Raw genomic sequence first — 24,813 nt, 5'->3', positions numbered from 1 at the left:
CTAGACGGACGCGAGCGCCTGGTCCAGGTCGGCCACCAGGTCCTCCCCCGCCTCCAGACCACAGGAGAGCCTGACCATGCTGGGGGATATGCCCGCCGCCACAAGCTCCTCGTCGCTCATCTGGCGATGGGTGGAGCTGGCGGGGTGCAGGCAGCAGCTGCGCGCGTCCGCCACGTGCGTCTCGATGGCAAAGAGGCGCAGCGCCGCCATGAACCTCTCCGCCTCCGCGCGGCCCCCCGCCACCTCGAAGCTCACCACGCCGCAGCTGCCGTTGGGCAGGTACTTCTGCGCAAGGGCGTGGAACTCGTCATCGGGGAGCCCGGGGTAGCGAACAGAGGCCACCTTGGGGTTGGACTGCAGGAACTGCGCCACCGCCTGGCCGTTGGCGCAGTGCTGCGGCATGCGGACGTGCAGGCTCTCGAGCCCCAGGTTGAGGTAGAAGGCGTTCTGGGGCGACTGTATGGAGCCGAAGTCGCGCATGAGCTGGGAGGTCGCCTTGGTGATGAAGGCGCCTGCCCGGCCAAAGCGCTCGGCATAGACGATGCCATGGTAGGACTCGTCGGGCGTGGTGAGACCTGGGAAGCGCTCGGCGTTGGCCATCCAGTCGAAGTTGCCGGAGTCCACGATGGCGCCACCCACGCCGCAGCCGTGGCCGTCCATGTACTTGGTGGTGGAGTGGGTCACGATGTCGGCACCCCACTCGATGGGCCGGCAGTTGACGGGCGTGGGGAAGGTGTTGTCGACGATCAGGGGCACGCCGTGGGCGTGCGCGGCGGCGGCGAAGCGCTCGATGTCCAGGACCGCGAGGGCGGGGTTTGCGATGGTCTCGCCGAAGACGGCCTTGGTGTTGGGACGGAAGGCCGCCTCGAGCTCCTCGTCCGAGCAGGTGGGAGAGACGAAGGTGGTCTCGAGCCCCATCTTTGCCATGGTGTGGGCGAGGAGGTTGTAGCTCCCGCCGTAGATGGTGGAGCAGGCGACGACGTGGTCGCCTGACTGTGCGATGTTGAACACGGAGAAGAAGTTGGCCGCCTGGCCCGAACTGGTGAGCATGGCCGCGCTGCCGCCCTCGAGGGCGCAAATCTTCGCGGCGACGGCGTCGTTCGTGGGGTTCTGCAGGCGGGTGTAGAAGTAGCCCTCCGCCTCGAGGTCGAAGAGCTGCCCCATGTGCTCGGAGGTGTCGTACTTGAAGGTCGTGGACTGCACGATGGGGATCTGGCGCGGCTCCCCGTTCCCGGGCGCATAGCCAGCCTGGACGCAACGCGTGGCAATCTGGGTCATGTGAGCTCCTTTGGGTCAAAGGGCAACCAGACGAGGCACCGGTCGCGAGGAGGGCCCTCCCCTAACGCGACCACGTCCGAAACCTTACACCAAGGAGAGGACCGGCTACCCGACGTTCAAGCGGTGGAAACGAGAGTTGAAAGCCGTAGACAACAGTCTCCAGGCCATGACAAACAACAAAGTCAGAGCCAACGCAATTGTCACGTGAATTATTCTGCCGCCGCGAATGCCACTATAGAGAGTCTTGAAAACATCAATCGCCGCAATGCGACAGGCGGTTTGGTGAAAAAGATAGAAGGACATCTCGATTGCGTAAAAGCTCTGGAGGGGCGCCAGGGACAAAAGGCGAGAGATAGGCCCTTCTCCCCTAGCAAAGACCACCACCAGTGGGCATGCAAGGAAAACAAAAGCAGAGCGCGGAAGCAGCGCATTACCGTACCAGACAGCGGTTACATAGACGGCAACTATCGACAACTCGAGAGTCACCTTCTTCCAAGGACTGATACCTCTCGTGGACAAAAAATCCGTAAAGACGATGCCAACGCAATAGGCAAGCGAAAATTCCAGGAGACGGACGAGAGGATTGCTGTGGACGCTGTAGGAATAGATATCTGGAAATATCACGGCAAGTAATTCGGCAACCGTCCGCACCAAGAAGATCGTCGCCATGAGCAAAGACATCTTTAAGACCTTTGAGCCGAGAGCGGTCGCACCCATCACTCTTTTCACGACGTATGCAACGAATGGGGTCGCTGCATAGCAAAGCAACAGCGCAGATAGGAACCAGCTTGCACCATTGTATTCCGGAAGCAATGCAATCTTGGGAAACCAAGATTGCATCAACAAGAGGTAAGGCAGCATTGTTCCCACGAACCTCAACTCGAGGGTGATTTTTCCAGTCAGGAAAGACAGGGCGACAGCCGACAGGAGGGATGCGAGATACATCGGATAAATGACGCGCAACTTCCTACGCACGGAGAGAAAGCACTCCTCCAACGTGAACTCCCAAGAGAAGCCATGTCGGTACGCCTCAAGGAAGCCAGAGGAAACGAAAAATATCTCGCAGCACCTAGCACCCAAATCGGGCGCTTTCAACACTCCACAATGCCAAACCAAAATGAGAAGAAGCGCCATGGACTTCATTCCCGAGACTGCCCTTAGCCATGGCCTGGACTCACCCAAGTAAAATCTCCTCGTTAGTCACGTATCTTCAGACGAAGCATACCGCTGAACACATCTCAGTCTGCACTACCCAAGTAGGCCCTCGATGTGACGATGCGAAAATCAACTCTCATGACATGTACGCCCTTTTGAGCGCATCTCGGAAAAGACCACAGACTCCTTTCTGGATAGTTTTAGGAGGCATGGTCATTTCGTTCGTTTTATCAACACGCGAGAAAATTGGCGCATTCAACGCGCAGAATACTGGCTCATCTTTCCATGACGCATCAAAAGAACCTGCACCTATCTCGCCTAATATCCTTTCTTTCCATGCGCCCGCCGGTACCAAGAGACAGACGCATCGCGCCTCTCCTATACTTCTCCCATGGACAAAAGAACCCTTATCAAGAATGTTTCGGTAGCCTTCCTCGCCCAGGGGGTGAGCATGCTGCTGAGCATCGTCCAGTCGCTGATCGTCCCGAAGCTCCTCGGCACCGAACAATACGGCTATTGGCAGCTCTTCATCTTCTACATAGGCTATGTCGGCTTCTTTCACCTAGGGCTCAATGACGGTGTCTACCTCATCAAGGGAGGGCAGTCACGCGACAAGATTGACAGACGGTCGGTCAACTCACAGTTCGTCTTCGCTCTATCGTTCCAACTGGTCATGGCCGTCGTCATCGTCGCGATAGCCGTCCTTGGAGGCTTTGGCCCCGAGCGGGAGTTCGTTATTGTCTGCACGGGCATCTTCCTCGTCATACAGAACGCGGCGACATACTTGACCTTCCTACTGCAGGCAATGAACGAGACCAGGCTCTCCTCCTACTCGTCCATTGTCGAGCGCCTGTCTTTTCTCGTCCCACTCCTATTACTCCTAACGGGGCGGATCCATGCGTTCGAGCCATACGTCATCTCCTACATCTTTTCAAGTGTCGTGCAGCTTGGCTTCTGCCTGTACCTACTACGGGACTTTACGAAGTCTGGCATCCTAGCACCGAGCCAAGCCGCCCGGGAGGGTATCCAGAGCATCCGCGTGGGCATCAAGCTCATGCTTGCAAACATCGCCAGCCAGCTGGTTCTCGGCATCGCGCGCTTCGCCATCGATGCGACGTGGGGCATCAAGACGTTTGGAGAGCTCTCGCTCGCTCTCTCCATGGTCAACTTCTTCCTAGCGTTCGTCTCACAGGCAAGCATGGTGCTCTTCCCTGCCCTCAGGCAGAGCAGCGCCCAGTCCGCCAAGCACTTCTACACCGTGGCCCGCGATGCGATGGGACTCGCCTTCCCTGCGGTCTACTTGCTGTACCAACCGATGACCTGGCTCCTCGGACTGTGGCTGCCCCAGTACGCGCATAGTTTCGTTTTCTTCATCTATCTGATGCCCCTCTGCGTCTTTGACAGCAAGATGAACATTACATGCACCACGTTCTTTAAGGTGCGCCGCGAGGAGGCGGTGCTATTCAGAATCAATGCGTGCATTGCGTTGCTCAGCGCCCTCGGCACCTTCCTAGGAACCAGTATCTTCCACTCAATCTACGTAATCATAGGCTCCGTCGTCTTGGCAATCATAATCAGGAGCCTTTACTCAGAAAGCTACCTCAACCGTGCCATCGGCGTCCCACCCACCAGCATCGGAATATGGGAGCTTGTATTGACGGGAGCCTTCGTCACCATGACGATTCTCCTGCCTCCCCTCGTAGCAACCACAGCGTACCTGTTGTTCTATGTGGCATTCCTCGTCGCCAACGGGAACTGCGTCCAATCAACCTACAAAGCCCTCAGAACATAGGGTGCCAGCGCGGTCGGTCTCACTGCGCACATGGATCCCGAACGAAAGCCCGCAATGATAAGGTATGCGCAAGGCCACATGCGCCAACGACTACCATGGGGACAACGTGATGCTATTCAACCTGCTTCTTGCAATCGTCTTGCTCATCGAGTTCTGGCTCTGCTTGACGAAATCGGACTTCGAGCTCCTGTCACCCGCACCCCTCAACACCCTTGTCTTCTGTCTCGCCGCCGCGCTCTCCATCCTGGGAATGCGTACCTGGAACGAAGTGCCTCTCAAGGTGGACGGTTTCTCCTTTCTGTTGCTTGGCTGCACGTGCTTCGCTCTAGGGGCACTTCTCGTGCGAGCGTTTTGGCAAACCAGAAACCCCCGAGGTCGACACTATGCCAGGCCAGGTAGTCTAGACAGCCACCACACCCACTCTTTTGAGGTGGCCTCATGGAAGTACCTCGTCCTCTTCGTCGTGGTCATCGCCGCCGCAGCCATCCGCATCCACGACATGACCGAGATGGCAGCTGGGGCAGGCAAGCACTTCGAGAGCTACGTCGACCTTGCGAAGTGGGCTCGACAAGTCACCAGCAGCTCGTTCTCAACCTCTAATATCCGCATGGGAGAAGGGTTCAGCCTGGTATCTCGGCAGGCCGACAAGCTCGTGACCGTCATCGCATACTGCTCCGTCTTCTTCTCAGTACGGAGCATCGCAGATGCTCGTGGCTGGAAAGGAATCGTTCCTCCCCTGTCCTGCCTTCTGGCAACGTGCGGATACACCATTCTCATGGGCAGCCGAGGCCCCATTGCGAACTACGCCTTCGCAAGTGCCCTGGCTTTCTTCCTCCTGCAACTCCGAGACGGACGCAGTGCGAGACTGATTACCAAGAAGATGATCACCATCGGTGGCATCGCTGTCTTGCTTGGCATCCCGTTGTTCTACTTCTCGTCCGCGCTTGTGGGGAGAATGGCATCAAGCTCGCTCGACAGCTACATATCGTTCTATGTGAGCGGGGGGCTTCCCTCGTTTCAGCTCGCTCTCGACAGAGGCATTGCGGCATCCCCATACCCAGGCATGCGCAGCTTTTACAACCTGTACGTCTTTGCCTACAAGTTCGGAATCATCCATAGCCTCCAGCCCTACGCATCCGACTTCGTCCGCATAGGCAACCATGACAGCAATATCTACACGATGTTCTTCAGATACTTCGCCGACTTCGGCATAGCGGGCATCATCGTCCTGGGCACTGCAGCAGGAGGTATCTTCGAGGCGATGTACGAATACGCCCGAAGGCACACCATCCCCGCAGTCGTCGTGCCCTTCTTGTACGTAGGGAGCAACCTATTCGATCTCGAGCGTGAGGAGTACGTGTTCAGCAGAATGCTGAACACGAGCGTGCTGGTAATCGTGGTGCTCGCCGTCATCGTAACGCTCTGGCTTACCGGAAGCCTAGGTACGTATATCTTGCAACTCCGTCGGCATATGCGCGGAGCACTTAGACGTGAGGATGCCTTAGACGATATTTAGCTCCATATACAACAATGCAGGCAAGATGGAGGACGCGGTAGCGTCCGGACCACAACAGGTGATAGGCCAGGCGGTCACGCGGCCTTAGGCACTTTTCGTCCAAACGGTGGACGCCACTTTCGCAAAACGTCTGACGTAAGGACTCGTAAAAGGGACGATTCGCCTCCAGGCTGACACTCGCCCCACTTTTGCTCGAGATGCTGAGACCGTTGTGCAGATAGAAGCACATGCACTTCGCGTATATGTCTGGCCTCCTGCCAGAGAATCCATTTCTGTCAAGCAACCTCGTTTCTGCCAAGGCCGCCAAGCGAAGGCCAAGGAAGTAGTCATCCCGAATTTTCATTGACGCACTGTGCGACGCGCGCTGAGACCAGACGTAGAGAACAGAGGGGTTAAGGGCTACGCCGTTGGCCACTTCCATAAACCGTGCGTTGAAGATGTGGTCTTCGTAGCCGCTCCTCAGCCTCTCATCGAACTTGATGCCATTCTCAAGGATGGTCGACCGTCGGTACATGCCAGTCCAGACTCCCGAGCCTGCTGTCATGACCGTATCGTAGTGCTCGACGACGTCATCACCCCACAGCACCTCCTCCTTGGAGGGGCACAGCACGTCCGTCCGGCACACCCGCCCGCCCATGATGAGGTCGTGCCTGCGACCGAAGCGGACGCAGTCGACACCATACCTGTATGCCAGATTAAAGTTGGCGGACAGAAAGCCCGGAAGGCACTCGTCGTCGTTGTCGCAGAAGGAGACGTACTCTCCCCTTGCGTATTCGATTCCCAGGTTCCTGGCCCGGCACATGCCACCGTTTTCGAGATGGAAAACGCGTACCCTTTTATCGTGAGCTGCCATGTCGTCACAAATCGATCCACTGCTGTCGGACGATCCATCGTCCATCAGCAGAACCTCGAAGTCCTCGAAGTCCTGCTGCAGCAGTGTTTCTACGGTATGGCGTACGAACTCATCCGAGTTGTATACCGGCACGATTACGCTCACGCGCACGCCGACGGCCATGTCAGGGGCAGACGGGGTCAAGGTTCTAGTCCTCCCGGGGTTCGTCCTGCTCTTCCAGATATGCGATGGTACGAAGCATGGCCTCGCCAAGGTCGACCTGCGGCTCCCAGCCAAGACGTCGAAGCTTAGAAGAATCGAGGAACAGCCTGACGTCCGCCGCATAACCACTGGAATTTTGCTCGTCGACATCTATGACAACCCGACTCCCCCTTGTGGGAAAGACCCTAGTGGCAAAGTGCGCAAGCTCACGGATAGTCATGTGGGTTGACTCGTTGGAGACGTTGTATGCCTCTCGGGCCTCACCCTTCAGGAGTACTAGAAGGATGGCCCTCACCGCATCGGAAGCATAGACGTAGTTTCCCTCCGAAAGACCCCTCGTCTTGAGAACGATATCGTCTCCCGCTGCCGCCTTGCGAGCGAACTGGACGACGGCTCGACTTTCCATGCGGCCTACACCGGCGCCAAAGGTTTGAGCCAGCCTGAGGATTGACACGTCGAGGCCGTGCTGCACCGCAAAAGCGACGCAGAGGTTCTCGCACAGTCTCTTGCTTTCCGGGTAACAGGAGCGCACTGACCCCAGATCGATGAAGCCGAGCTGGTCTTCTCCCACCCTGTCGTTCCCCGGAATCGTCCCGTACACCTCCATCGATGAGAGGTATGCCATGCGTGCACGCTTTTGGACAGCCATTCCTAGGACCGACCTAGTCCCACAGACGGACAGATCGATGACATCGACAGGGCGCTCTACCATGAGCTTCGACTGTGTAATCGCGGCACAATGGACGATATAGTCAACTTCCCCGTCTATCTTGGGCACGTCGTGCATAAGATCGCAGACCACCAGATCAAGCTGGCCACAGTGGGGCGCGAAGGTCCTCCGTGCCTTCGACCCATCGCGCACGACAGCCATGACCCTTGTGTCTATCCCATATGTCTCGCGGGCATAGACGAAGCCCTTCACTATAAGTGAGCCAACGAGTCCTGTAGCGCCCGTTACGAGGACGGTCTTCCCATGAAACGGCTCGAACTCGTCCCTGGGAATGCGGGAAAAATCCTCGTCGAGCACACGGGACCAAACGACAGGCACCATCGGCTTCCTCCGGTCCGAATTCGAACGCTGCCTAGCTGACATAGATCTGCTCGTTCTCGCGCGCATCAAGTATTGCCCTCATGGCAAAGAAGTCACCAGGAGTGGTAATTTTTATATTCTCCTCCGGCCCATCCACAAGATGGAGAGAGTGACCATATGCTCTCATCATCGAAGCGGAGTCGACAAATTCCCGCCCATCGGCAATGGCGCGCCCATGTGCTGCAATTAATTCATCCAACCAGTAGCTTTGAGGTGCTCTAGCAAAGCGAATATGGCTACGTTCCGGAACCTTAACTACCTCTCCCCCCTCATCTATCTCCACTACTGTTTCTTTGGCAGGAACACAGGTAACCGCAGAGCCATACGTCCGCACAGCATCGATGTTATCAGTGATGGTCGACTCAGAGATAAGGGGTCTCACGCCATCGTGTACGAGCACCACGCTCCTTTCACCACCCGACACAACCTCTGCAGCTTGAAGCCCCTTGTAGATGGACTCTTGTCCCGTCGTACCCCCTGCAACCACCTTGGCTACTTTATTGAAGCCATACTGAGAGAAAAGCTGTTCACAGTACTCTATCCATTCGGGAACACATGCCACCACAATGGCATCAATATCCGAATGCTTTTCGAACAGCTCGACGGTACGCACGATGATAGGCTTGCCATGGATAACCAAAAACTGCTTTGGTAGGTCCTTTGAGCGCATGCGTTTTCCTACTCCGCCTGCGAAGATAACCGCAATGTTCATGAGCTTCCTCTCGGCATGACGCTCGAATAGTCTTGTGACGCGCAATGTTGATGTCTATACGATAGCGCATGCACTCCAAGCAGCCATAACCACCTTGTCAACGTTAGATCCAAAGGCACGCAAGCGTCCAAATTGACAACTATCAGGTGCTATGCCCAGTAGAAGGAATCAAAATGGGGTACGCGCTTGTCCTTTGGGGGCAGGGTCATGTACTCACCGTACAAGTTAGAAAGATAAATATCATAATTTTTATAGCCCAACAACCTAAGGCGTCCGAAGTCAAACTCCGTTTGAGGGAGCATTTGTTCTTTCGACCAACGTTCCTTTAGTCCATACATCCCTGCAATTCCACCCACATATTTTGCAGTTTCAAAAGGAACTCGTGAGCACTCCGCATTGAGCCTCGATGCGATTCTGTAGCTTCCGTACAACTTGAGAAGCGGGCGCACCAGGTCCTTGGCCAGGGCAACGCTTTTCCCCCTGCTGCTGGAGCCCTTCCTAGACGTACTAATCAACAGAAGTCGTCGCAAGCGCTCGATGCGCTTGATCTGACGCAAAAACTCCGTTGTGTCCTCAGAAATGCCATCATGAGGAAAGATGTCAATGCCAAAATAGGGACAGTCCTCATCAGAGGCAAATCTTGCGTCACGCAAGAGGTCGGTTCGGACATAGCGTGCATAGTGGCGTGGAAAGCTCTTGTCCCTCAGCGATACAATCCGACGCCTCGGCTGAAGCTTCGCGCCAAAGTCGGGGCAAAGGTCCAAAAGACGCTCATAGTCGGGACGGGGCATGGATACGTCGGCGTCATCATCCCAGGGAATGAAGCCACGGTGTCGAACGGCACCCAATAGCGTCCCGCCTACAATGTCGTAACGCAATCCATTCGAACGGCATAACGCATCAAACTCCTCAAGCAGCGTCATGCAAGCCTCATGGATTTCGTCAATAGAGAGACGCTCGGCTTTGTTTTTTATCAATTTGGGTTTTAACTCAGTTGTTGGCTCAGTCATCGATTATCTCCGCATGGTGCTTGTTTCTGTCTTCTTCGGGCGGAAACTCCATGTAGGTGGGTCCATATATTGTCTCGCAGACCGTCTGGAAGTCAGCGGGACCAACGAACCTCTCCCCCTCGAACTGGTAAAGCGCACTGGTGGCAAAAGAAGAACGGGGAAAGGTCTCGTCGAAGCCAAAGGCAGCGAGAAAGTTAAGGACATCGTGTGTGTCAGAATCGTAGGGACACTCTTTGAGGACCTTGTTGAGCGCACGGAGGCAGGTCTTATAGGGAACCAAGTGGTTGAGCCATCTGAAGCACGAGGCAATCTTGACAGATGCAGAACCAATCGTGCTACGTCGGCGTCTCTGATCAACTAGCTCATCAAACTGAACGATTTGATTGAGATTCCACCAGAAGCTCAGCCGTACCTTGTGCAGCGCCCTCATGATGCCAGGATTCGGAATACCATCAAGCGGAATGAGGTCAATCCAAGAATATTCAACGCGCGGAATGTTTGCCATGCGATTTATTTCTCGCATGTTATGGCTAATCATACGTGCCCAGGGGTATCTATAGGCGCCATCATTCTCAAATGTACAAAGGGCGAACGGCTCGTGAAATTCAGAGGAAGGTAGGGACAGGAACCTTTCATAGTCATCCCGAGGCATGGCAATGTCGATGTCATCATCCCAGGGAATAAAGCCGTGATGTCGAACGGCACCCAATAGCGTGCCACCGATCAAGAAATACTTTAAGTCGTGCTTTTTGCATAAGGCAACAAACTCTTTGAGTATTCCCAGTTCCTCTAGCTGCATTCTGCGCAGGTCACCAGTGGCTATTAAATCCGCTTGAGCTTTTCCCATGACAGCAGGCATGACGCTAAGAAATCTGCGTCACATTCCTCCCATCTACGAAATCAGACATTACCTTTACAATTGCGCGCGACGTTTCTGGAGCAATGTAGCGCGTCTCCAACCCATTCTCTACCATTAGCACGAACGAGGCGAGCTGATTGCGAACCCCTGCACCGTCCAGTTGATAGAAATATCTACGATTATCCGCAGGATTCTCGAACCTAAGCTCAAAGTAATCAGTCTTCCACCAGGGAGCGGGAACATAGGCGTATCCGCGTGTTCCGGAGACCACAAGATCACCTTCGGACTTGACGCCCTTTCCGACTGTTATTGAGGCAACGGCATCCGGAAAGACAAACTCTGCCCTTGAGAAGGCATCGAGCGGTTCCTTGGTATCAAAACGGCGGGAGGTCATCTGCAGATCAATGAATCCCGTCCCGAGAATCTGGAATACAGGAAGCATTGCGATAGGGCCCCATTCGCCCATACTTCCCCATGCCCCAGCAGGAATCTTTGACGAGCTGCCCAGACCCTCGCTCAAACTTGTACAAGTGGCATCAACGGCGGTCACACGCCCAATTACGCCACTCTTCACCAATAAACAAAGTCTTTTGAAAGCAGTGCTATAGGCTGGACGTATCGCCTCAAGCAGGCGAATGCCACGTGTATCTGCAAGATGCTCTAGTTCCTCGTAGCTTCGTACATCCAAAGTTATTGGAGACTCACATAGCACATGCACGCCTTGGCTCAGGGCTTTCTTTATTTGCCAATAGTGTTCTTCCGGAGCCGAAGCAATGTAGACAGCATCCACGCCAGCAAGAAGTTCATCAATCGAACTAGTTACAATCTCAAGGCTACGAAGACTATCCTGAAGGCCCTCGAGTCGCTTGGCGCAAACTCCACGGACCTCCAGCCCATTTACGTAAGTACTCTCGGATAGATACTTGGCAAGGAAGGGGACGTCGCCTACAAGCCCAAGGCGCATCCGCTTTCGCTCAGATCGAATCTGGGTACTTGAAACTCCCTCTGTACGGTCGAGATAGACTACCTCGCAATACTCTTTTAGATAGTCGAACTGACCAACCCAGTCCGAACCGACGGTGAAAACATCGATCCCCAACCTTTGGATGTCATCGATTTTCTGGCCTTCGTACTCCTCGACGATAATCTCGTCGGCAAGACCGGTCTCTCTCACTGCGTCCATGCGCTCCGCAAGAGACTGCTGCACGTTGATTTTTCCCCGTGCAATGTCAAAGTCATCCGTTGTGACGGCAACCACAAGATAATCGCCAAGGGACCGAGCACGCTCTAATAAGCGCACGTGACCGTAATGCAATAGGTCAAAAGTTCCGTATGTGATTACCCTTTTCATACAGATATCCACCTCAGCCCATAAGGCCACGTCGACAGACGTCTCTCAAAGCCGCGACAAGCAAGGCGTTGTCCGCAAAATCGTGCTCACCAATGTGACCGACACGGAAAGATTTCTCGGCAGATGCACCCCCATTGGGACAAACCCAAATCTCATATTCATCCTTAAGAACCTCGAATATTTTACGAGCGGAGCAATCTCTCGTGGACAAATAAGTGACTGCGTTTGATGGGGAGGTAAGCCTTTGATCAAGCGGCAAATCTACTATTAAATCACGGAAATTTTGAGCGATACGAGCAACTCGAGATACCTCGGCAGCAGCCCCACCGCTATCTTCTATGACCTGAAGACGTGCATATATTTGCAGCAACGTGCCAACCGCAGGCGTAAAGGGAGTCTGCCCCCTCTTGCCGTTCTCAAGCGCAAGGCGAAGGTCAAGATACATGCACGGCTGCTCAATACGGTTGATGCGCTCCATGGCGACTGGCGAAAGAATTATCGGAGCAACGCCAGGAGGGCAGGCTAGGGCTTTCTGTGATCCAGTAATCATGACGTCGGCGCCAATGGCTTCCATGTCGAATGGATCCGCCAAAAATGAGCTAATGGTGTCAGCGATGAGGAATAGGCCGTTTCGCGCGCAGAAGCTTCCGATAAGCTCCGCATCGTATAGGATGCCCTGCGAGGTCTCCCCTAAGTTAATCAGAAACGCCGTATAACCTTTGTCCTCATAGGGTAGTAAATCACCTTCGCATAGGGCAGTCCCGTACACCAGCTTTATTACATCGTGTGGTATATGATGCCGACTGAGCATCTCAACAAACCTGTGGCCAAAGCTTCCCCCATCAACCACAAGGGCTCGATCTTGCCGATCAAGAGTCCCCATCACGGCAGCTTCCATACCTGCAGTGCCAGAGCCAGAGATGAAGCATACCCTGGAGTCTTTGGGTGCATGCGCTAGACCACAGAGCATCCGCTCGTTTTGGAGCATTATTTCAGAAAATTCTTTGGTGCGGAAATATGGAATATCTTGCGATCCTATGGCACGCACTTGATCATTAGAAGGAACTGGTCCTACAGCAAAGTTAAGCATAGATAATCAACGTCCCTTTTGAATAATTACTTTTCTGCAGTGAACTTCCTCTTCAGGAAGCTCGTCCCCTTCTTCATCCAGTGCTGATCCTCCAAGTTGACGACAGGCAGCTCGACGTAGTCGATGTAGTTGGTCTCGATCCAAGGGTCAAGCAGACGTTCGGAGACGAAGCCGTACACGCGCTTGTCGTAGTCGCTGTAGCCGCTGATGTCCAGCCGCCGCTCCAGCTCCCCCAAAACGTCGAAGAGCCACTCGCAGTACGAGTCGAAGAGGTCGGCCCTCATGACGAACATATTGAAGCGGTGGCCCGTCGTTCGCCCCATGGAGGCATCGTACGCAGCAAGGTAGCTAGGGTACCTCTCCTCCAGTATCGCCCTGGTCTGTGCAAGGTCCTCCTCGTGGTGAGCGTGCACGTACTGGGAGTAGTTGGTCTCTATGAGGTAGTTGCGCTTCTTTGGGAGGATGACGGGGGCCTTGTCGAGCTGCCCCATGAGATAGTCACCTGACGCGATGCGCGACTTCTTCTCCCCCGTCTGCGCACTGGCAAAGTAGCGCCGATAGTGGGCTAGCCCCAGGTAGTCGGCCCTGAGGTTCTTCCACGCCCACCAGAGCACCGTGAGCTCGCAGTAGTTCCTGTTCTTCTGGCTGATGCCCTCACCCTCGTTGTCACGTGCCCAGTTCTCGGGGATGCCATCGGCGTGAAGGGCCGCCCCTGCCCAACAGGGCCGGAATACGGGATCGTCGGGCATCCAGTAGGGCTTGTGGGCGGCAACAGCCACCCGTAGCTTTGGATCTGTCTTCTGGCCGTCCATCAGCGGCCCGTCTTCTGCGAGCCAAACATGGCGTGGAAGGTGCCAAGGATGCAGAGGAGGTCCCTCCCAAGGCTGCGGTCGCGGATGTACTCGAGCTCCAGCCTCTGACGCGAGCCGTCCTCGTAAGTAGCGTCGTTTCTGGCCTTGACCTGCCACCAGCCCGTAATGCCGGGGGTGACGCTGAGGAACTCCGCCACGCTCTGACCGTAGGCCGCCAGCTCGTCCGGCTCGACAGGGCGCGGGCCGACCACGCTCATGGAGCCAGAGAGGACGTTGAGGAACTGGGGCACCTCGTCCAACGAGGTCTTGCGCAGGAACTTGCCGACCTTGGTCACGCGCGGGTCGTCATCCACCTTGTGCTCGGACAGCCACTGCTGCAGCTGCTCGGGATTGAGGTGCTTTTCCACGTCGTCCGCATCAGCCACCATGGTGCGGATCTTGAGGATGTCCACAGGTATGCCATAGCGCCCCACACGCCGCTGGGCGTAGATGGGGCTCCCCTTGCTGTCCAACGCCACAAGAAGGCAGATGGCGGCGGTGGGAACGAAACCCACGACCACCGCTACGCTCGAGAACGCCACGTCGAAGACCCGCTTGGCAATGTGATATGCCTTTGTGTCGCGCGAGCCGGGAACGGGGGGAATCTGCTCCTCCTCGATCACGATGCCCGTGCCATAGGTGGCCTCGGAAACGACCGCTTGGGCCCTCTCGCGCGTGACAGGAGCCAGGGCCTCCTGCTTGGGCTTGAGTCGCGCGTCGCGCACCATCGCGACGGCCTCCCCCACCGCACCAACGGCGAGGATGGCAGCGCCTAGACCACCCGCAACCCCATACATGGCCAGGTGTCTGCGGTGGCTCTTGGCGCCGCCCGAGTGGCCGCGTCGATCGTCTTTGGGTCTTTCCATAGCTAAAAACTCCTGGAAGCGGGCCGTCGCCCGCATAGCTAAAGTTCGAATCCGTGGATACAGGGACGTTTAAGACATTCTAGTACAGGGAACCCGAGCCCACCGTTCCTGGACACAAGCGTGCAAATTACCCATCAACCAGGGGCTTGCGACTCAAACTCACAAGAAGCACGGTCTCAATTGCCCCTTTATATTTGAGCCCCCTGCCGGCCCCAACCGTAAAGACCTGCCCAAGCTCAATGAGATCCTTGAGGATGCGCGATAGCTTTGACCTTCCGAAGTCGACCATACCCAGCAGCTCTCCCGAAGACCGCGGAACGGTAGGGCTCAACAGCCCATACACGAGCCGTTGATCGTCGGTGAGCCCAAGGTCGGCAACTGTCACCGGAAGGATCACGGTGATGGTGTTCTCCGTCACCAAGAAACGCGGCGTTGTCTTGCTGCTGGCATATGCGTCCCGGATACGCTGAACCCCCGTTCCAAATGCCTCTATGAGGCCCAACCGGTAGAACACGTTGGCAAGAACGGGGTTTCGCCTGATCGAAACCATGCCAGCAAGGTACTCCTCCTCCGAGATGCCCGTTGGCAGGCCGCCAGGGGATGACACCTCCACCCGGTCGGGATACATTGCGATGCGCGCGTGGGCAGGCACATCCCAGGTCCTATGAACCAATGCATTCGCGATTGCCTCCCTAAACGCCTCGGAGGGTATGCGCTCGACCTGAGTTCGCTCGAACCCAGAAATCCGCTCGTAGCAGTAGCAATCCCTGTACATGCGGACTGCATCTTCGTATTCGAGCAACACGGACTTCCCGGCACTCGTCTCCCGACGCAGAATTACGCTGATGCTCTCTCCAAACTGAGCCATGTCAAAGCCGGGCAAATCGTTCTTGTCTGCCAACAGGGCAGCGGCATTGTTGTAGCCATCTTCGTCCGAGTAGAGCTCGAGCGTCCTGAGGGTGTCCGTGTCGAAATTCTTGATGCCAACCGTGGATTTCAGCGCCGAGCCGAGCGTCTCGAAGGTAAACTGCTGGCTTCTTGAGCTCAGCCGCTCGTACGAAAGGTTACTCCCCTCGAGCACGAGCCTCCTGAACTCGATGGGATCCACCTCGACGGTCGAGCTATCGCTACGTCGGTATGCCTTGGCGCGATAGAGATACGGCTTTGACCTCCCCGGACGAACCACGAGCTCGACAGTGGAGTCTTTCGTGTTGGGCAGAAGCTCATAGTCGGGGCGGGGAGAAATAGAATCATTGACCTTGTTTTCGATGTCAAGGCAGGCTGCCCGTACGTTGCCAAGCCCCACAACCCGCGCCGCGTCATCCACGCCAAACAGGATTGACCCGCCCTCATAGTTCGCAAAGGCGGACACAGTTTTGAGAAAGCTGTTTGAAATCTCCTCTCTGAATTCAAGCGTCTCGTTTTCCTCATGAGACTCTCCAAATCAACGATTGCAGCCGAAAATCAACGGCAAAATCAACAGCAAAATTTTGCTGTTGATTTTGCCATCGCGCTTCGACCGAAAAGAGGCCCAGGAGCAACCGCCGCTACAGGCCCGAGTCCAGAGCGTCGAAGCGGTTGATGCACAGCAGGATCTGGTCCACGTCGAGTGACCCCCAGATGGTGACGGAGCCCTTCTTGCCCCGCTCGAAGACGCGCACGCTCTGGTAGCCCACGAGGGCGTTGGGCCTCGCCCACTCGATCCGCGCGATGTCGCGATAGCGCACGGTGCGCGTGAGGCCCACGAAGGGTGTGATGCGCATGCGGTCCACGTAGGTGACCACGCGGTAGTGCTTGATCGCAAGCCAGAAGGAGAAGGTGACCAGGAGGAAGGCCAGGAAGAAGGCGAAGACCACGGTCGTGTCCGCCTTGAAGGCGCCCAGCGCGCAGAGCCAGCCCAACATGAGGCCCAAGGCACCCATGAAGACCATGGCCATGACCAGCATGCGCGAGAATTGGCCCGACACGATGTAGGTGTCGTGGTGGCTGTGGTGGCGCTCGGAAAGCCCCGGGTTCCCCACCAGCTCGATGGCAGTGGCGACCACGGGCACGGCGGCAGTGAGGCCGGCAAGCATCTGCAGGGTCATGGTCGAATCGCCCCTCCGTGCCTGCCGCGCATGGAACCTCCCCCATCCTCGAACTTCCCACCAACGTGCATGACTCTCTCAGCCACTACCTTAGGGGGTAAGGCGAACGCCGCCCACGGGCGCTTGGCGTGCGGGCGGCGTTCTTCTGTATGCGGCTCAATCCCCAGCCCAAAGGTAGGGATTCGCCTGCGGGCGGCAGGGCCCAGGGTAGGGTTCGACGCGGGATGGCGGGGCCTCTCCCCCGCCCCCTCTCCCCTACGCCAGCTGGGGCACGGAGAACTTGCCCACCAGGCGCTGGAGCAGGTCGACCGTGAGCACCATGTTCCTCACGGGGATGAACTCCCTCACGGAGTGGGCGCTGTAGCCACCCGTGGCCAGGTTGGGACAGGGCAGGCCGCGCAGGGTGAGCTGGCTCCCGTCGGTGCCCCCGCGCATGGCGATGACCTTGGTGGGGATGCCCAGCTCCTCCTGCGCCTCGAGCACGTTGGTGACCAGGAAGTCCATGCCTGTCAGGTGCTCGCCCATGTTGCGATACTGGATGCGGGAGTCCACGCTCACCGTGTCGGCGCCGTAGCGGTCGTTCAGGAAGGCCGCGATCTTGCGCAGGGTCTCCTCGCGCGCGAAGAAGCGCCCGGAGTCGTGGTCGCGGATGATGTAGGTCAGCCGGACGTCGCTCGCCGTGCCCTCGATGCGAATGGGGTGGTAGAAGCCCTCGCGACCCTCGGTGTGCTCGGGGCGCTCGAAGGCAGGCACCATCTGCTGGAACTCGCTCGCCACGGTGATGGCGTTGACCATGATGTCCTTGGCCACGGCCGGGTGCACCATGACGCCGTGGACGGTCACCGTCGCCTCCATGGCGTTGAAGGTCTCGTAGCTGAACTCGCCCAGGGCCTCGCCGTCCACGGTGTAGCACCACTTCGCCCCGAACTTCTCGAGGTCGAGCAGCCGCGCGCCATGGCCTATCTCCTCGTCGGGGACGAAGGCTATCTTGAGCGCTGGGTGCGGGATGTCGGGGTCCTGCTGGATGCGGTGCAGGAGCGAGCAGATCTCGGCCACACCCGCCTTGTCGTCGGCCGCGAGGAGCGTACGCCCGTCGCTGCAGACGATGTCCTCGCCCACAAGGCCCTTGAGGTCGGGGAACTGCTCCTGAGTCGTGGCGACGGGCTTGCCGTCCACCACGCCGGAGACCAGGTCTCCCCCCTCGTAGCGCACGACGTGGGGACGGACCCCCTTGGCAGGCACGTCGCTCACCGAGTCGATGTGCGCGCAGAGCCCCAGCGCGGGAAGCCCCTCGGCGCCGACGGAGGCGGGCACGCTGCCCGTCACGTAGGCGTGCCCGTCCACGACCACGTCCTGGACGCCCAGGCTGCGCAGCTCCTCCCCCATGTAGCGCGCCATCTCGTGCTGGAACGGCGTGGAGGGCACCTCCCCGTCGTTCAGCGGGTCGGACTCGGAGTCTATCTGCACGTAGCGCATGAAGCGCTCGACCACGTCCGGAAGCTCGGCGTCGTGCGCCGCCTGCCCTTCGTCTGCCATCTTCCTCTCCCCTTCTCGGCGTCGCCGCACGGAGCGGAGCCCGTGTGCCCTGCGCTGCGAATTTGGGCCGCCACTTTTGATGCGGCCGAAAAACTGCGCATTGGTTTTGTGGAGGCCTCCGCAATCCTGGCCAAACGCCAGACTTCTTCACAATTGGGCGCTTCCGTGCGCAGTTTTTCGCGCACGGAAACGTCCGTCAAGGCCCGAAGCGACGGGCTAGTCCTCGTCGGCCAGACGCTGGACCATGGCCAGCAGGGACTGGGCGCTGTTGAAGTTGGCGGGGACGATCTCCTTTGCGGGCACGGCGACGTCGAACTCGTCGTCGATGGCGCTCACGATGGAGAGGATGTCGAAGGAGTCGAGGATGCGCTCGTCGATGAGGGTGGTGCAGTTGGCGTAGTCCACGCCCTCCTTCACGTCATTGAGCAGGTCGATCATGGCGTCGAGGTCGATGTCCATGCTGTCTCCCATCTGGGTCGTTCTGGCGGTTTGCGTATTGTCACGGGCCTGGCTGCCGCGCGGGACGGCGCGAAGCCGGGAAGAGTCTAGGCGTGCGATGTGGAAGGCGTGTTGAGGACGCTCGTCTGGACCCAGTCGCGCGCAAGCGTCACGCTGCCGTCCTCCTCCACGAGCAGGACGCGCGGCATCGTCCGGCTCAGGAAGAGGTGGATGCCCTCGGTGACGGAGTAGGCACCGAGGTTCCTCAGGGCCAGGACGTCCCCCATGCGCAGGTCGTCCATAGGGAGGCTGCGCACGAGCACGTCGGCGGTGGTGCAGAGGCTGCCGCAGAGGCTCCACTCGCGCGCGCCGGACGTCGCGGGGCCAAGCGGGGCGGGGCCCCCGGGCACCACTGCGCCTCCGCGCCCGGCAGCACTGAGGTCCTGGATCACGGGCAGCTTCATGCCCATCATCTGCCCCAGGTAGGTGACGTGGTTCATGCCGCCGTCCACGAAGGCGTAGTGGGTGCCCTCGTTGGACTTGAGGTCCACGATGCCCGTGAGGTAGCTGCCGCACTCGGTGGCGAAGAAGCGCCCCATCTCCACCGTGAGCTCAACCTTGCCGGCGACCCTTCGCAGGTCCTGGGCGATCTGGCGGGCGGGGGCAAGCGTGTCCTGGAAGTCCTCGCCCTCGAAGAGGGGCACGGCCAGGCCGGGCCCGTACTCGAGGCGTCGGGGGCGCCAGCCGTGGCCGCGTTCGAGTTCGTCGAGCAGGTCCTCGAGCCTCTGCAGCTCGCGTGCCTGGTGCTTGAGCTTGCGGCGCTGGGTGCCCACGAAGTAGTGGATGCCCACAAGCTCCGCCGCGGGGAAGTTCTGGCGCTCGTCCACGATGGAGGTCAGGTCCTCGAGCGACATGCCAAACTGGCTGCCCCCGTTGAGCCTGAGCAGCACCGGGACGACCTTCCCCGCCTCCATGGCGCAGCGCTCGACCAGCTCGAACTGGAGGCGAGACTCCGCCGTGAAGACGCCCACGCCGTATGCGAGCGCCTCCCTCACGTCGTCCTCTCGCTTGCACACGCCGGAGTACACAATCGCCTGAGGGTCGATGCCCAGGGACTCGCAGATGCTGAGCTCGCCGGGGCTGCAGACCTCGAGCTTGAGGCCCTCCTCCGCCGCAGCTCGGGCGAGGAAGGGGTTGGCCTTGATGGAGTAGCAGAGTCCCACCTCGGGCCCGAAGGCCTCCCCCACCTCGCGCAGGCGCCGGCGGAAGGGGCCCAGCTCGAAGACGAAGCTCGGGGTACCGAAGTCCCTGGCGAGCGAGAGGAGCTCGTCTCCCGTGGCGAAGCCCCCCTCGGGGGCGAGCTTGCTGTACTGCCGGCTCATCGGCGCGCTCCCATCTGCGCCAGCTCGGCGCGGTCTATCTTGCCGTTCTTGGTGAGGGGCATCTGGTCCAGGCGGCGGACCTGCCGCGGGACCATGTAGGGGGGCAGCCTCTTTCCCAGCGCGTCGAGGAGCTCGTCCTCCGTGGGGGCGCCCAGGTAGAAGAGGCGGATGCGCTTGCGGCGCGCGTCATAGACGCAGCAGGCGCGCTCCACACCCTCCACGGCCTGCGCCGCGGCCTCGATGTCTCCCAGCTCGATGCGCTGTCCCAGGTGCTTGATCTGGTGGTCCTTGCGCGAGGCGTAGACCAGGTCGCCCCGCTCGTCGTAGCGGGCGAGGTCGCCCGTGCGGTACACGGGCTCGAGCCAGCGACGGTTGAGGGGGCTCTGGACGAAGGCGGCGGCGGTCTTCTCCCCGTCGCCCAGGTATCCCAGGCCCAGGGCAGTGCCGCCCACGCAGACCTCGCCCTCGACGCCGGGGGACGTGACCTCTCCCCCGTCCTCGTCCAGCAGGAAGACGCGCTCGTTGGGGAAGGCGCGTCCCATGGGGATGACCTCGTCGTCCTGGTAGTCGCGCTCGACCTCGAAGTAGGTGCAGTTGCAGGTGATCTCGGTCGGGCCATAGAGGTTCACGAAGCGGACGCCGGGAAGGAAGCTCCGCCAGACGCGCAGCTGCTTGGGGGGCATGACCTCGCCGGAGAAGAGGACGCGCCGCACCGTCCGGGGGACGCGGTAGTCGAAGCCGTGCATGATCGAGACGAAGCAGAGGGCGCTCACGGCCCACACCAGGGTGGTCACCTGGCCGTCCGCCAGGTAGTCCATGAGGGTCGTGGGGTTGGAGAAGTAGGGCCGCGGGATGATGCGCAGGGTCGCCCCGCGGCAGAGGCTCGAGTAGATGTCCTTGACCGAGACGTCGAAGTCGAAGGGCGCCTGGTTGCCCAGGACGTCCTCCGCGTCAATCCCGAAGATCTGGGTGAAGGTCGGGATGAAGTCGATGACCGAGCGGTGGGACACCACGACGCCCTTGGGCGTGCCCGTGCTGCCGCTGGTGAAGTTGACGTAGAGGGGATCGACGTCGATTGCCGACGCGCGCACCGAGGCGAGCGCGTCGGCGTCCGCCCGCGGGAAGGCGAGTGCCTCGTCGACGAGGGCGACCCTCGTGCCCGTCCCCTCGAGGGCACGGCGCGCGGCCTCCTCGTTGGCGCGGTCGGTGAGGACCAGGGCGGGTTCCAGGGCCCGGCAGATCGCCTGGATGCGCCCGTCGGGCTGACGCACGTCGAGCACGGAGTAGAAGCCCCCGGCATACACGCCGCCCAGCATGCAGCAGAGGGCGTCCGTGCTCTTCTCGAGGTAGAGGGCGAGGGCCTGGCGCGGAGCCATGCCCTGTGCGACGAGCCAGCTCCCCGCCCGACGGGAGCGGTCGAGTAGCTCGGCGTAGCTCAGCTGGGAGTCGGGGTCGACCACGGCCAGCTTGTCAGGCCTGAGCGATGCCTGGCCCTCGAGCCATTCGAGCACATTTCTCATGTTCCTGCCTTTCCCGCGCCGTCTCGGGTGCCGTCCGCCTCGCGGACGTGCCAGGACGGCGCGACTAGTACGTGACCAGGATGTTGGAGCGACGGTCGAACTCCGCCGTGGAGCCCACGAGACGGGCGCGCACGTAGACGACCTTCTCCCCGTGGCCCGTGACGGGCAGGTCGAAGGTGGGGTCCTCGCTCCAGTCACGGACCAGCGCGGTGTCGTTGGAGCCCCTCTCGCCCACGTAGTACTGGTACTCGACCTTACGACCCAGGCCAGCGTAGGGTGTCGCCGTGACGCGAACCACACCGTCGCCGGGCTCCTCGTCGAGGGTCACCGCAGACAGCCTGTCTATGGAGCCGAGGTACTCGTCCCAACCGTCATACGAGTAGAAGTCGGACGTCACGTCCTGGCCCGTCTCAACGCGCGCGAGGAGCTCGCCAAAGGCCTTGGTGAAGCGCGCGGCGCCGTTGGCATTGAGGTGCTCGCCGTCCAGGAAGTCCGACTCGTCGGCCACGTATACCGAGCCCCGGGCGAGGTTGAAGTCGAGGAAGCGGAAGCCCGCGTCCGTCACTACCTTTTGGGCGCGCGGCATCTGCTGGGGGTAGTAGTCGCCATAGCAGAGCACGTTGAAGGTGGGGCATGGGGCGACGACCACCGTCAGCTCGACCCCGTTGCTGCGGCAGAGGTCGCAGATGCGGCGCAGCGCGTCGAGGGTGTCGTCGCGGAAGGGCTTCCTGCCGTACTGGGACGAGAAGAGCAGCTCCTTCGCGTTGGTGTAGTCGATCACGAAGTCGTAGTTGCCATAGCCCTTGCCCTGGTAGTGCCAGTTGGGGTCGCGCTGCTTGACCGCCTCGAGCTGCGTGGTGCCGCCCAGGCGCTGGCGCAGGTTCTGGCTCACGGCGCGCGGGCCCATGCCCACGCGGTTGAAGGTCCAGGGGAAGAGGAAGTTGAGCGACTGGCTGGTCCCCGCGAACTCGTGGCTGCTCATGAGCCCCCACAGGGCGCGGGCGCGGTATCCCAGCGGCTGTCCCTCGCAGCGGGCCAGGAGGTAGGCCATGCGGGCGTTGGGGTAGGAGCCCTCGGAGAAGCTCGCGTAGTCCACGCCCAGAATCGCCCGCTTCACGTGATGGTCGCGGATGGCCTGCTCTATGCCTATGTAGGAGTCCTCGAGCGACTGCGCCGACGAGGAGAGGCTGAAGGAGCTGGCGCCGAGGGTGCCGTCGAGCACCTGGAGGTCGAGGGAGCGCTCAGACACCGAGGAGCCCACGACGATGGTGTCTATGTCCTGGCCTGCCATGGAGCGGTACTCCGACCAGCGAACGGAGCTCAGGCTGCCATAGGGGTCGAGGAGCAGCGTGGCAAGGACGTTGGCGAGGGCGAGAAGGGCCAGGGTCACCAGGGTGCCGATCGCTCGGCGAGCCCAGGTGCGACGGCGACCGGGGACGACGTCCGTGTCCATGGGCACCTCCCTCCCGCTAGAAGTTCGCATACATGAACCCTCCCGCGCCGCCGATCGAGAACGCGTACGAGGACGCGATGAGGAAGAGCAGGGCCACATAGGCGCAGGTCCTGACCAAGAGGCCGCGCGAGAGCACTAGCTCGCGCACGTCATGCCCACGCTCCTCGACGAGGCTCACCGCGAAGATGGCCACGCAGCCTATGATCGCGATGTAGCTGACACCAAGCGGCCCCGCCGCCTTGGGCCCGAAGAGTTCGGCCAGGGTGGGCTTCATCAGCTGCGGCGCGAAGTTGAGGAAGGTTGCCCTCAAGCAGGTGAGGGAGTCGCTGAAGTCGTAGATGCGGTCGAAGTACCAGCCCAGGTTGACCACCAGGAAGGTGCGCAGGGTCGCCCAGACGCGCCAGAGACGGGGGTGGGAGTCGGCGCCGAGCGTCGTGCGCATGCGGGCGAAGGCCGGCGAGAACAGGTCCGCCGCAGCGATGACCAGGCCGTTGTAGAGGCCCCAGGCCACGTAATGGACCTCCGCGCCGTGCCAGACGCCCACGATGAGGAAGACCAGCACGTTGGCGCAGCAAGCCGGCAGCGTCCGCCCGAGGTGGCGTCCCAGCCTCTCTCCCGACCAGCGGCCGAGGGCCTTCATGGGACGAGTGAGGGCGAAGGGATAGAAGACGTAGTCGCGCATCCACGCGCCGAGCGAGACGTGCCAGCGCCTCCAGAAGTCGGCGAGCGAGACGGCGAAGTAGGGGCGCTTGAAGTTGGGGGCCATCCGTACGCCCAGGAGCTCCGAGGCGGCGAGCACCATGTCGATGCCGCCGGAGAAGTCGGCGTACTGCTGGGCGGAGTAGAGCAGAATCCCGAGGACGACGACCGACCCGGGCATGCCCGCGTCCACGGACGAGAAGATGGCGTCAATCCTGCCAGAGAGGACGTTGGCAACGGCGTACTTCTTCATGGCGCCGAAGAGGAAGAGGAGGAGCGCCCGACGCGCGCGGTCCCAGTCGGCGCGGTTGCGACCCAGGAGCTGGGGGGCGAGATCTGCCCAACGGTTGATGGGACCCTGGATGAGCTGGGGAAAGTACGAGACGAAGAGCAGGTAGCGCGGGAGGCTGCGCTCCGCCTCCACCCTGCCGTTGTAGCAGTCGAGCAGGTAGCCCACGGCCTGGAAGGTGTAGAAGGAGATGCCCAGGGGAAGCACCAGCCCCAGGCTCGAGGGCGAGGGGGCCGCGCCCGCCTGCCAGAGGATGACGTTCCAGTACTTGAGGTAGCCCAGCGCCCCCAGGCAGCAGGCGAGGGCCGCCAGGAGCACGACGCGACGCAGCCGAGCGAAGCGAGCCTTGATCTCCTTCTTCACCGCCCGGTCGGGGGCGGCCTTGCGACGGTCGCGGCATTCGGCGTCAAGCCGGGCCAGGGCGAGGCCAGCCGCCCAGGTGACGGCCGCCGTGGCAATGACGAGCCAGAGCGTGGGAAGGCCGCCCATGAGGCAGTAGAAGCAGAGGCTGCCGGCAAGGAGCACGACCCACTGTCCCCGGCCGAGGATGCGGCCCACGCCAAAGTAGGTGAGGGCGAGGGCGGCGAGGAAGAGGACGAAGTTGAGGGAATAGAGCTCCAAGCGGGCACCTCACCTTCCTTTCTTGCCCCGCGTCGTCTGACGGGGCATCCGAGGTGCTCGGCTGCCCGCGCTCAAGATAAAAACGTTTCAGCACTCCAACTGTGACAGGCAATCGGGCGAATGGCAGCGCCTACGGCGCGAAACCATCGAAATCGCCAGAATCC

General features: G+C 59.8%; 21 protein-coding genes and 1 pseudogene. 2 read left to right on the top strand and 20 right to left on the bottom strand.

Annotation, left to right across the window (positions count from 1 at the left end):
• Both HMPREF1868_RS02075 and HMPREF1868_RS02070 read right to left on the bottom strand, forming a co-directional pair.
• A complete protein-coding gene (locus HMPREF1868_RS02075) occupies positions 1–1,278 on the bottom strand; it encodes an O-acetylhomoserine aminocarboxypropyltransferase/cysteine synthase family protein (RefSeq protein WP_062529922.1) in 1,278 nt (425 codons plus the stop codon).
• 105 nt (positions 1,279–1,383) lie between these two features.
• A complete protein-coding gene (locus HMPREF1868_RS02070) occupies positions 1,384–2,421 on the bottom strand; it encodes an acyltransferase family protein (RefSeq protein ID WP_369817516.1) in 1,038 nt (345 codons plus the stop codon).
• 403 nt (positions 2,422–2,824) lie between these two features.
• Between HMPREF1868_RS02070 and HMPREF1868_RS02065 the strand changes: the two genes are divergently transcribed.
• Both HMPREF1868_RS02065 and HMPREF1868_RS02060 read left to right on the top strand, forming a co-directional pair.
• Complete coding sequence (locus HMPREF1868_RS02065) at positions 2,825–4,225, top strand: lipopolysaccharide biosynthesis protein (protein WP_062529915.1); 1,401 nt, start codon at positions 2,825–2,827, stop codon at positions 4,223–4,225.
• A gap of 109 nt (positions 4,226–4,334) precedes the next feature.
• Positions 4,335–5,741, top strand: a complete 1,407-nt coding sequence (locus HMPREF1868_RS02060) for an O-antigen polymerase (RefSeq protein ID WP_197414922.1) — start codon at positions 4,335–4,337, stop codon at positions 5,739–5,741.
• Here HMPREF1868_RS02060 and HMPREF1868_RS02055 read toward each other — a convergent pair.
• The 18 genes and pseudogenes from HMPREF1868_RS02055 to HMPREF1868_RS01980 form a co-directional block, all read right to left on the bottom strand.
• Positions 5,710–6,777: a glycosyltransferase family A protein gene (locus tag HMPREF1868_RS02055; RefSeq protein WP_156439380.1), complete on the bottom strand. Its 1,068-nt coding sequence runs from the start codon at positions 6,775–6,777 to the stop codon at positions 5,710–5,712. The genes HMPREF1868_RS02060 and HMPREF1868_RS02055 overlap by 32 nt on opposite strands.
• 4 nt (positions 6,778–6,781) lie before the next feature.
• Positions 6,782–7,846, bottom strand: coding sequence for an NAD-dependent epimerase/dehydratase family protein (locus HMPREF1868_RS02050; protein ID WP_062529909.1), 1,065 nt, complete (start codon positions 7,844–7,846; stop codon positions 6,782–6,784).
• Positions 7,847–7,877: 31 nt separating this feature from the next.
• A complete protein-coding gene (ispD, locus tag HMPREF1868_RS02045) occupies positions 7,878–8,597 on the bottom strand; it encodes a 2-C-methyl-D-erythritol 4-phosphate cytidylyltransferase (protein ID WP_062529907.1) in 720 nt (239 codons plus the stop codon).
• A 149-nt stretch (positions 8,598–8,746) separates the two neighbouring features.
• Positions 8,747–9,607, bottom strand: coding sequence for a LicD family protein (locus HMPREF1868_RS02040; RefSeq protein ID WP_062529905.1), 861 nt, complete (start codon positions 9,605–9,607; stop codon positions 8,747–8,749).
• Positions 9,600–10,466, bottom strand: coding sequence for a LicD family protein (locus tag HMPREF1868_RS02035; RefSeq protein ID WP_231782228.1), 867 nt, complete (start codon positions 10,464–10,466; stop codon positions 9,600–9,602). The genes HMPREF1868_RS02040 and HMPREF1868_RS02035 overlap by 8 nt, the downstream gene beginning before the upstream one ends.
• Positions 10,467–10,470: 4 nt before the next feature.
• Positions 10,471–11,817: a Gfo/Idh/MocA family oxidoreductase gene (locus HMPREF1868_RS09510; RefSeq protein ID WP_082719502.1), complete on the bottom strand. Its 1,347-nt coding sequence runs from the start codon at positions 11,815–11,817 to the stop codon at positions 10,471–10,473.
• A gap of 13 nt (positions 11,818–11,830) precedes the next feature.
• Positions 11,831–12,907: a pyridoxal-phosphate-dependent aminotransferase family protein gene (locus tag HMPREF1868_RS09505; RefSeq protein WP_082719477.1), complete on the bottom strand. Its 1,077-nt coding sequence runs from the start codon at positions 12,905–12,907 to the stop codon at positions 11,831–11,833.
• A 26-nt stretch (positions 12,908–12,933) separates the two neighbouring features.
• Positions 12,934–13,719 carry a DUF4422 domain-containing protein gene (locus HMPREF1868_RS02025; RefSeq protein ID WP_062529901.1) on the bottom strand — a complete coding sequence of 262 codons (786 nt, stop codon included), beginning with the start codon at positions 13,717–13,719 and terminating at the stop codon, positions 12,934–12,936.
• Positions 13,719–14,624, bottom strand: a complete 906-nt coding sequence (locus HMPREF1868_RS02020) for a sugar transferase (protein WP_156439379.1) — start codon at positions 14,622–14,624, stop codon at positions 13,719–13,721. Before HMPREF1868_RS02020 ends, HMPREF1868_RS02025 begins: the two co-directional genes overlap by 1 nt.
• A gap of 127 nt (positions 14,625–14,751) precedes the next feature.
• On the bottom strand, positions 14,752–15,399 hold the full coding sequence (locus HMPREF1868_RS10110) for an ATP-binding protein (protein WP_369817515.1): 648 nt from the start codon (positions 15,397–15,399) through the stop codon (positions 14,752–14,754).
• Between the two features lie 342 nt (positions 15,400–15,741).
• A pseudogene (locus tag HMPREF1868_RS10105) lies at positions 15,742–16,038 on the bottom strand (helix-turn-helix domain-containing protein); the annotation flags it as partial.
• Positions 16,039–16,171: 133 nt separating this feature from the next.
• Entirely contained in the window at positions 16,172–16,711 is a 540-nt protein-coding gene (locus HMPREF1868_RS02010) for a hypothetical protein (protein ID WP_062529897.1), read from the bottom strand.
• 255 nt (positions 16,712–16,966) lie between these two features.
• Positions 16,967–18,247: a peptidase T gene (gene pepT, locus HMPREF1868_RS02005; protein WP_062529896.1), complete on the bottom strand. Its 1,281-nt coding sequence runs from the start codon at positions 18,245–18,247 to the stop codon at positions 16,967–16,969.
• 216 nt (positions 18,248–18,463) lie between these two features.
• Positions 18,464–18,706 carry a hypothetical protein gene (locus tag HMPREF1868_RS02000; protein WP_062529894.1) on the bottom strand — a complete coding sequence of 81 codons (243 nt, stop codon included), beginning with the start codon at positions 18,704–18,706 and terminating at the stop codon, positions 18,464–18,466.
• A gap of 86 nt (positions 18,707–18,792) precedes the next feature.
• A complete protein-coding gene (locus tag HMPREF1868_RS01995; protein ID WP_009279590.1) occupies positions 18,793–20,067 on the bottom strand; it encodes a diaminopimelate decarboxylase family protein in 1,275 nt (424 codons plus the stop codon).
• Positions 20,064–21,587 carry an amino acid adenylation domain-containing protein gene (locus HMPREF1868_RS01990; protein ID WP_062529892.1) on the bottom strand — a complete coding sequence of 508 codons (1,524 nt, stop codon included), beginning with the start codon at positions 21,585–21,587 and terminating at the stop codon, positions 20,064–20,066. Before HMPREF1868_RS01990 ends, HMPREF1868_RS01995 begins: the two co-directional genes overlap by 4 nt.
• Positions 21,588–21,651: 64 nt before the next feature.
• Complete coding sequence (locus tag HMPREF1868_RS01985) at positions 21,652–23,040, bottom strand: hypothetical protein (RefSeq protein WP_062529890.1); 1,389 nt, start codon at positions 23,038–23,040, stop codon at positions 21,652–21,654.
• A 16-nt stretch (positions 23,041–23,056) separates the two neighbouring features.
• Positions 23,057–24,649, bottom strand: a complete 1,593-nt coding sequence (locus HMPREF1868_RS01980; RefSeq protein WP_062529888.1) for an MBOAT family O-acyltransferase — start codon at positions 24,647–24,649, stop codon at positions 23,057–23,059.
• Positions 24,650–24,813: the final 164 nt, after the last annotated feature.

This window comes from Olsenella sp. DNF00959 (assembly GCF_001553055.1).
GTDB lineage: Bacteria > Actinomycetota > Coriobacteriia > Coriobacteriales > Atopobiaceae > Olsenella_I > Olsenella_I phocaeensis.
Note: the sequence above shows the minus strand (reverse complement) of the source record. Positions and strands in the feature narration are given on the sequence as shown.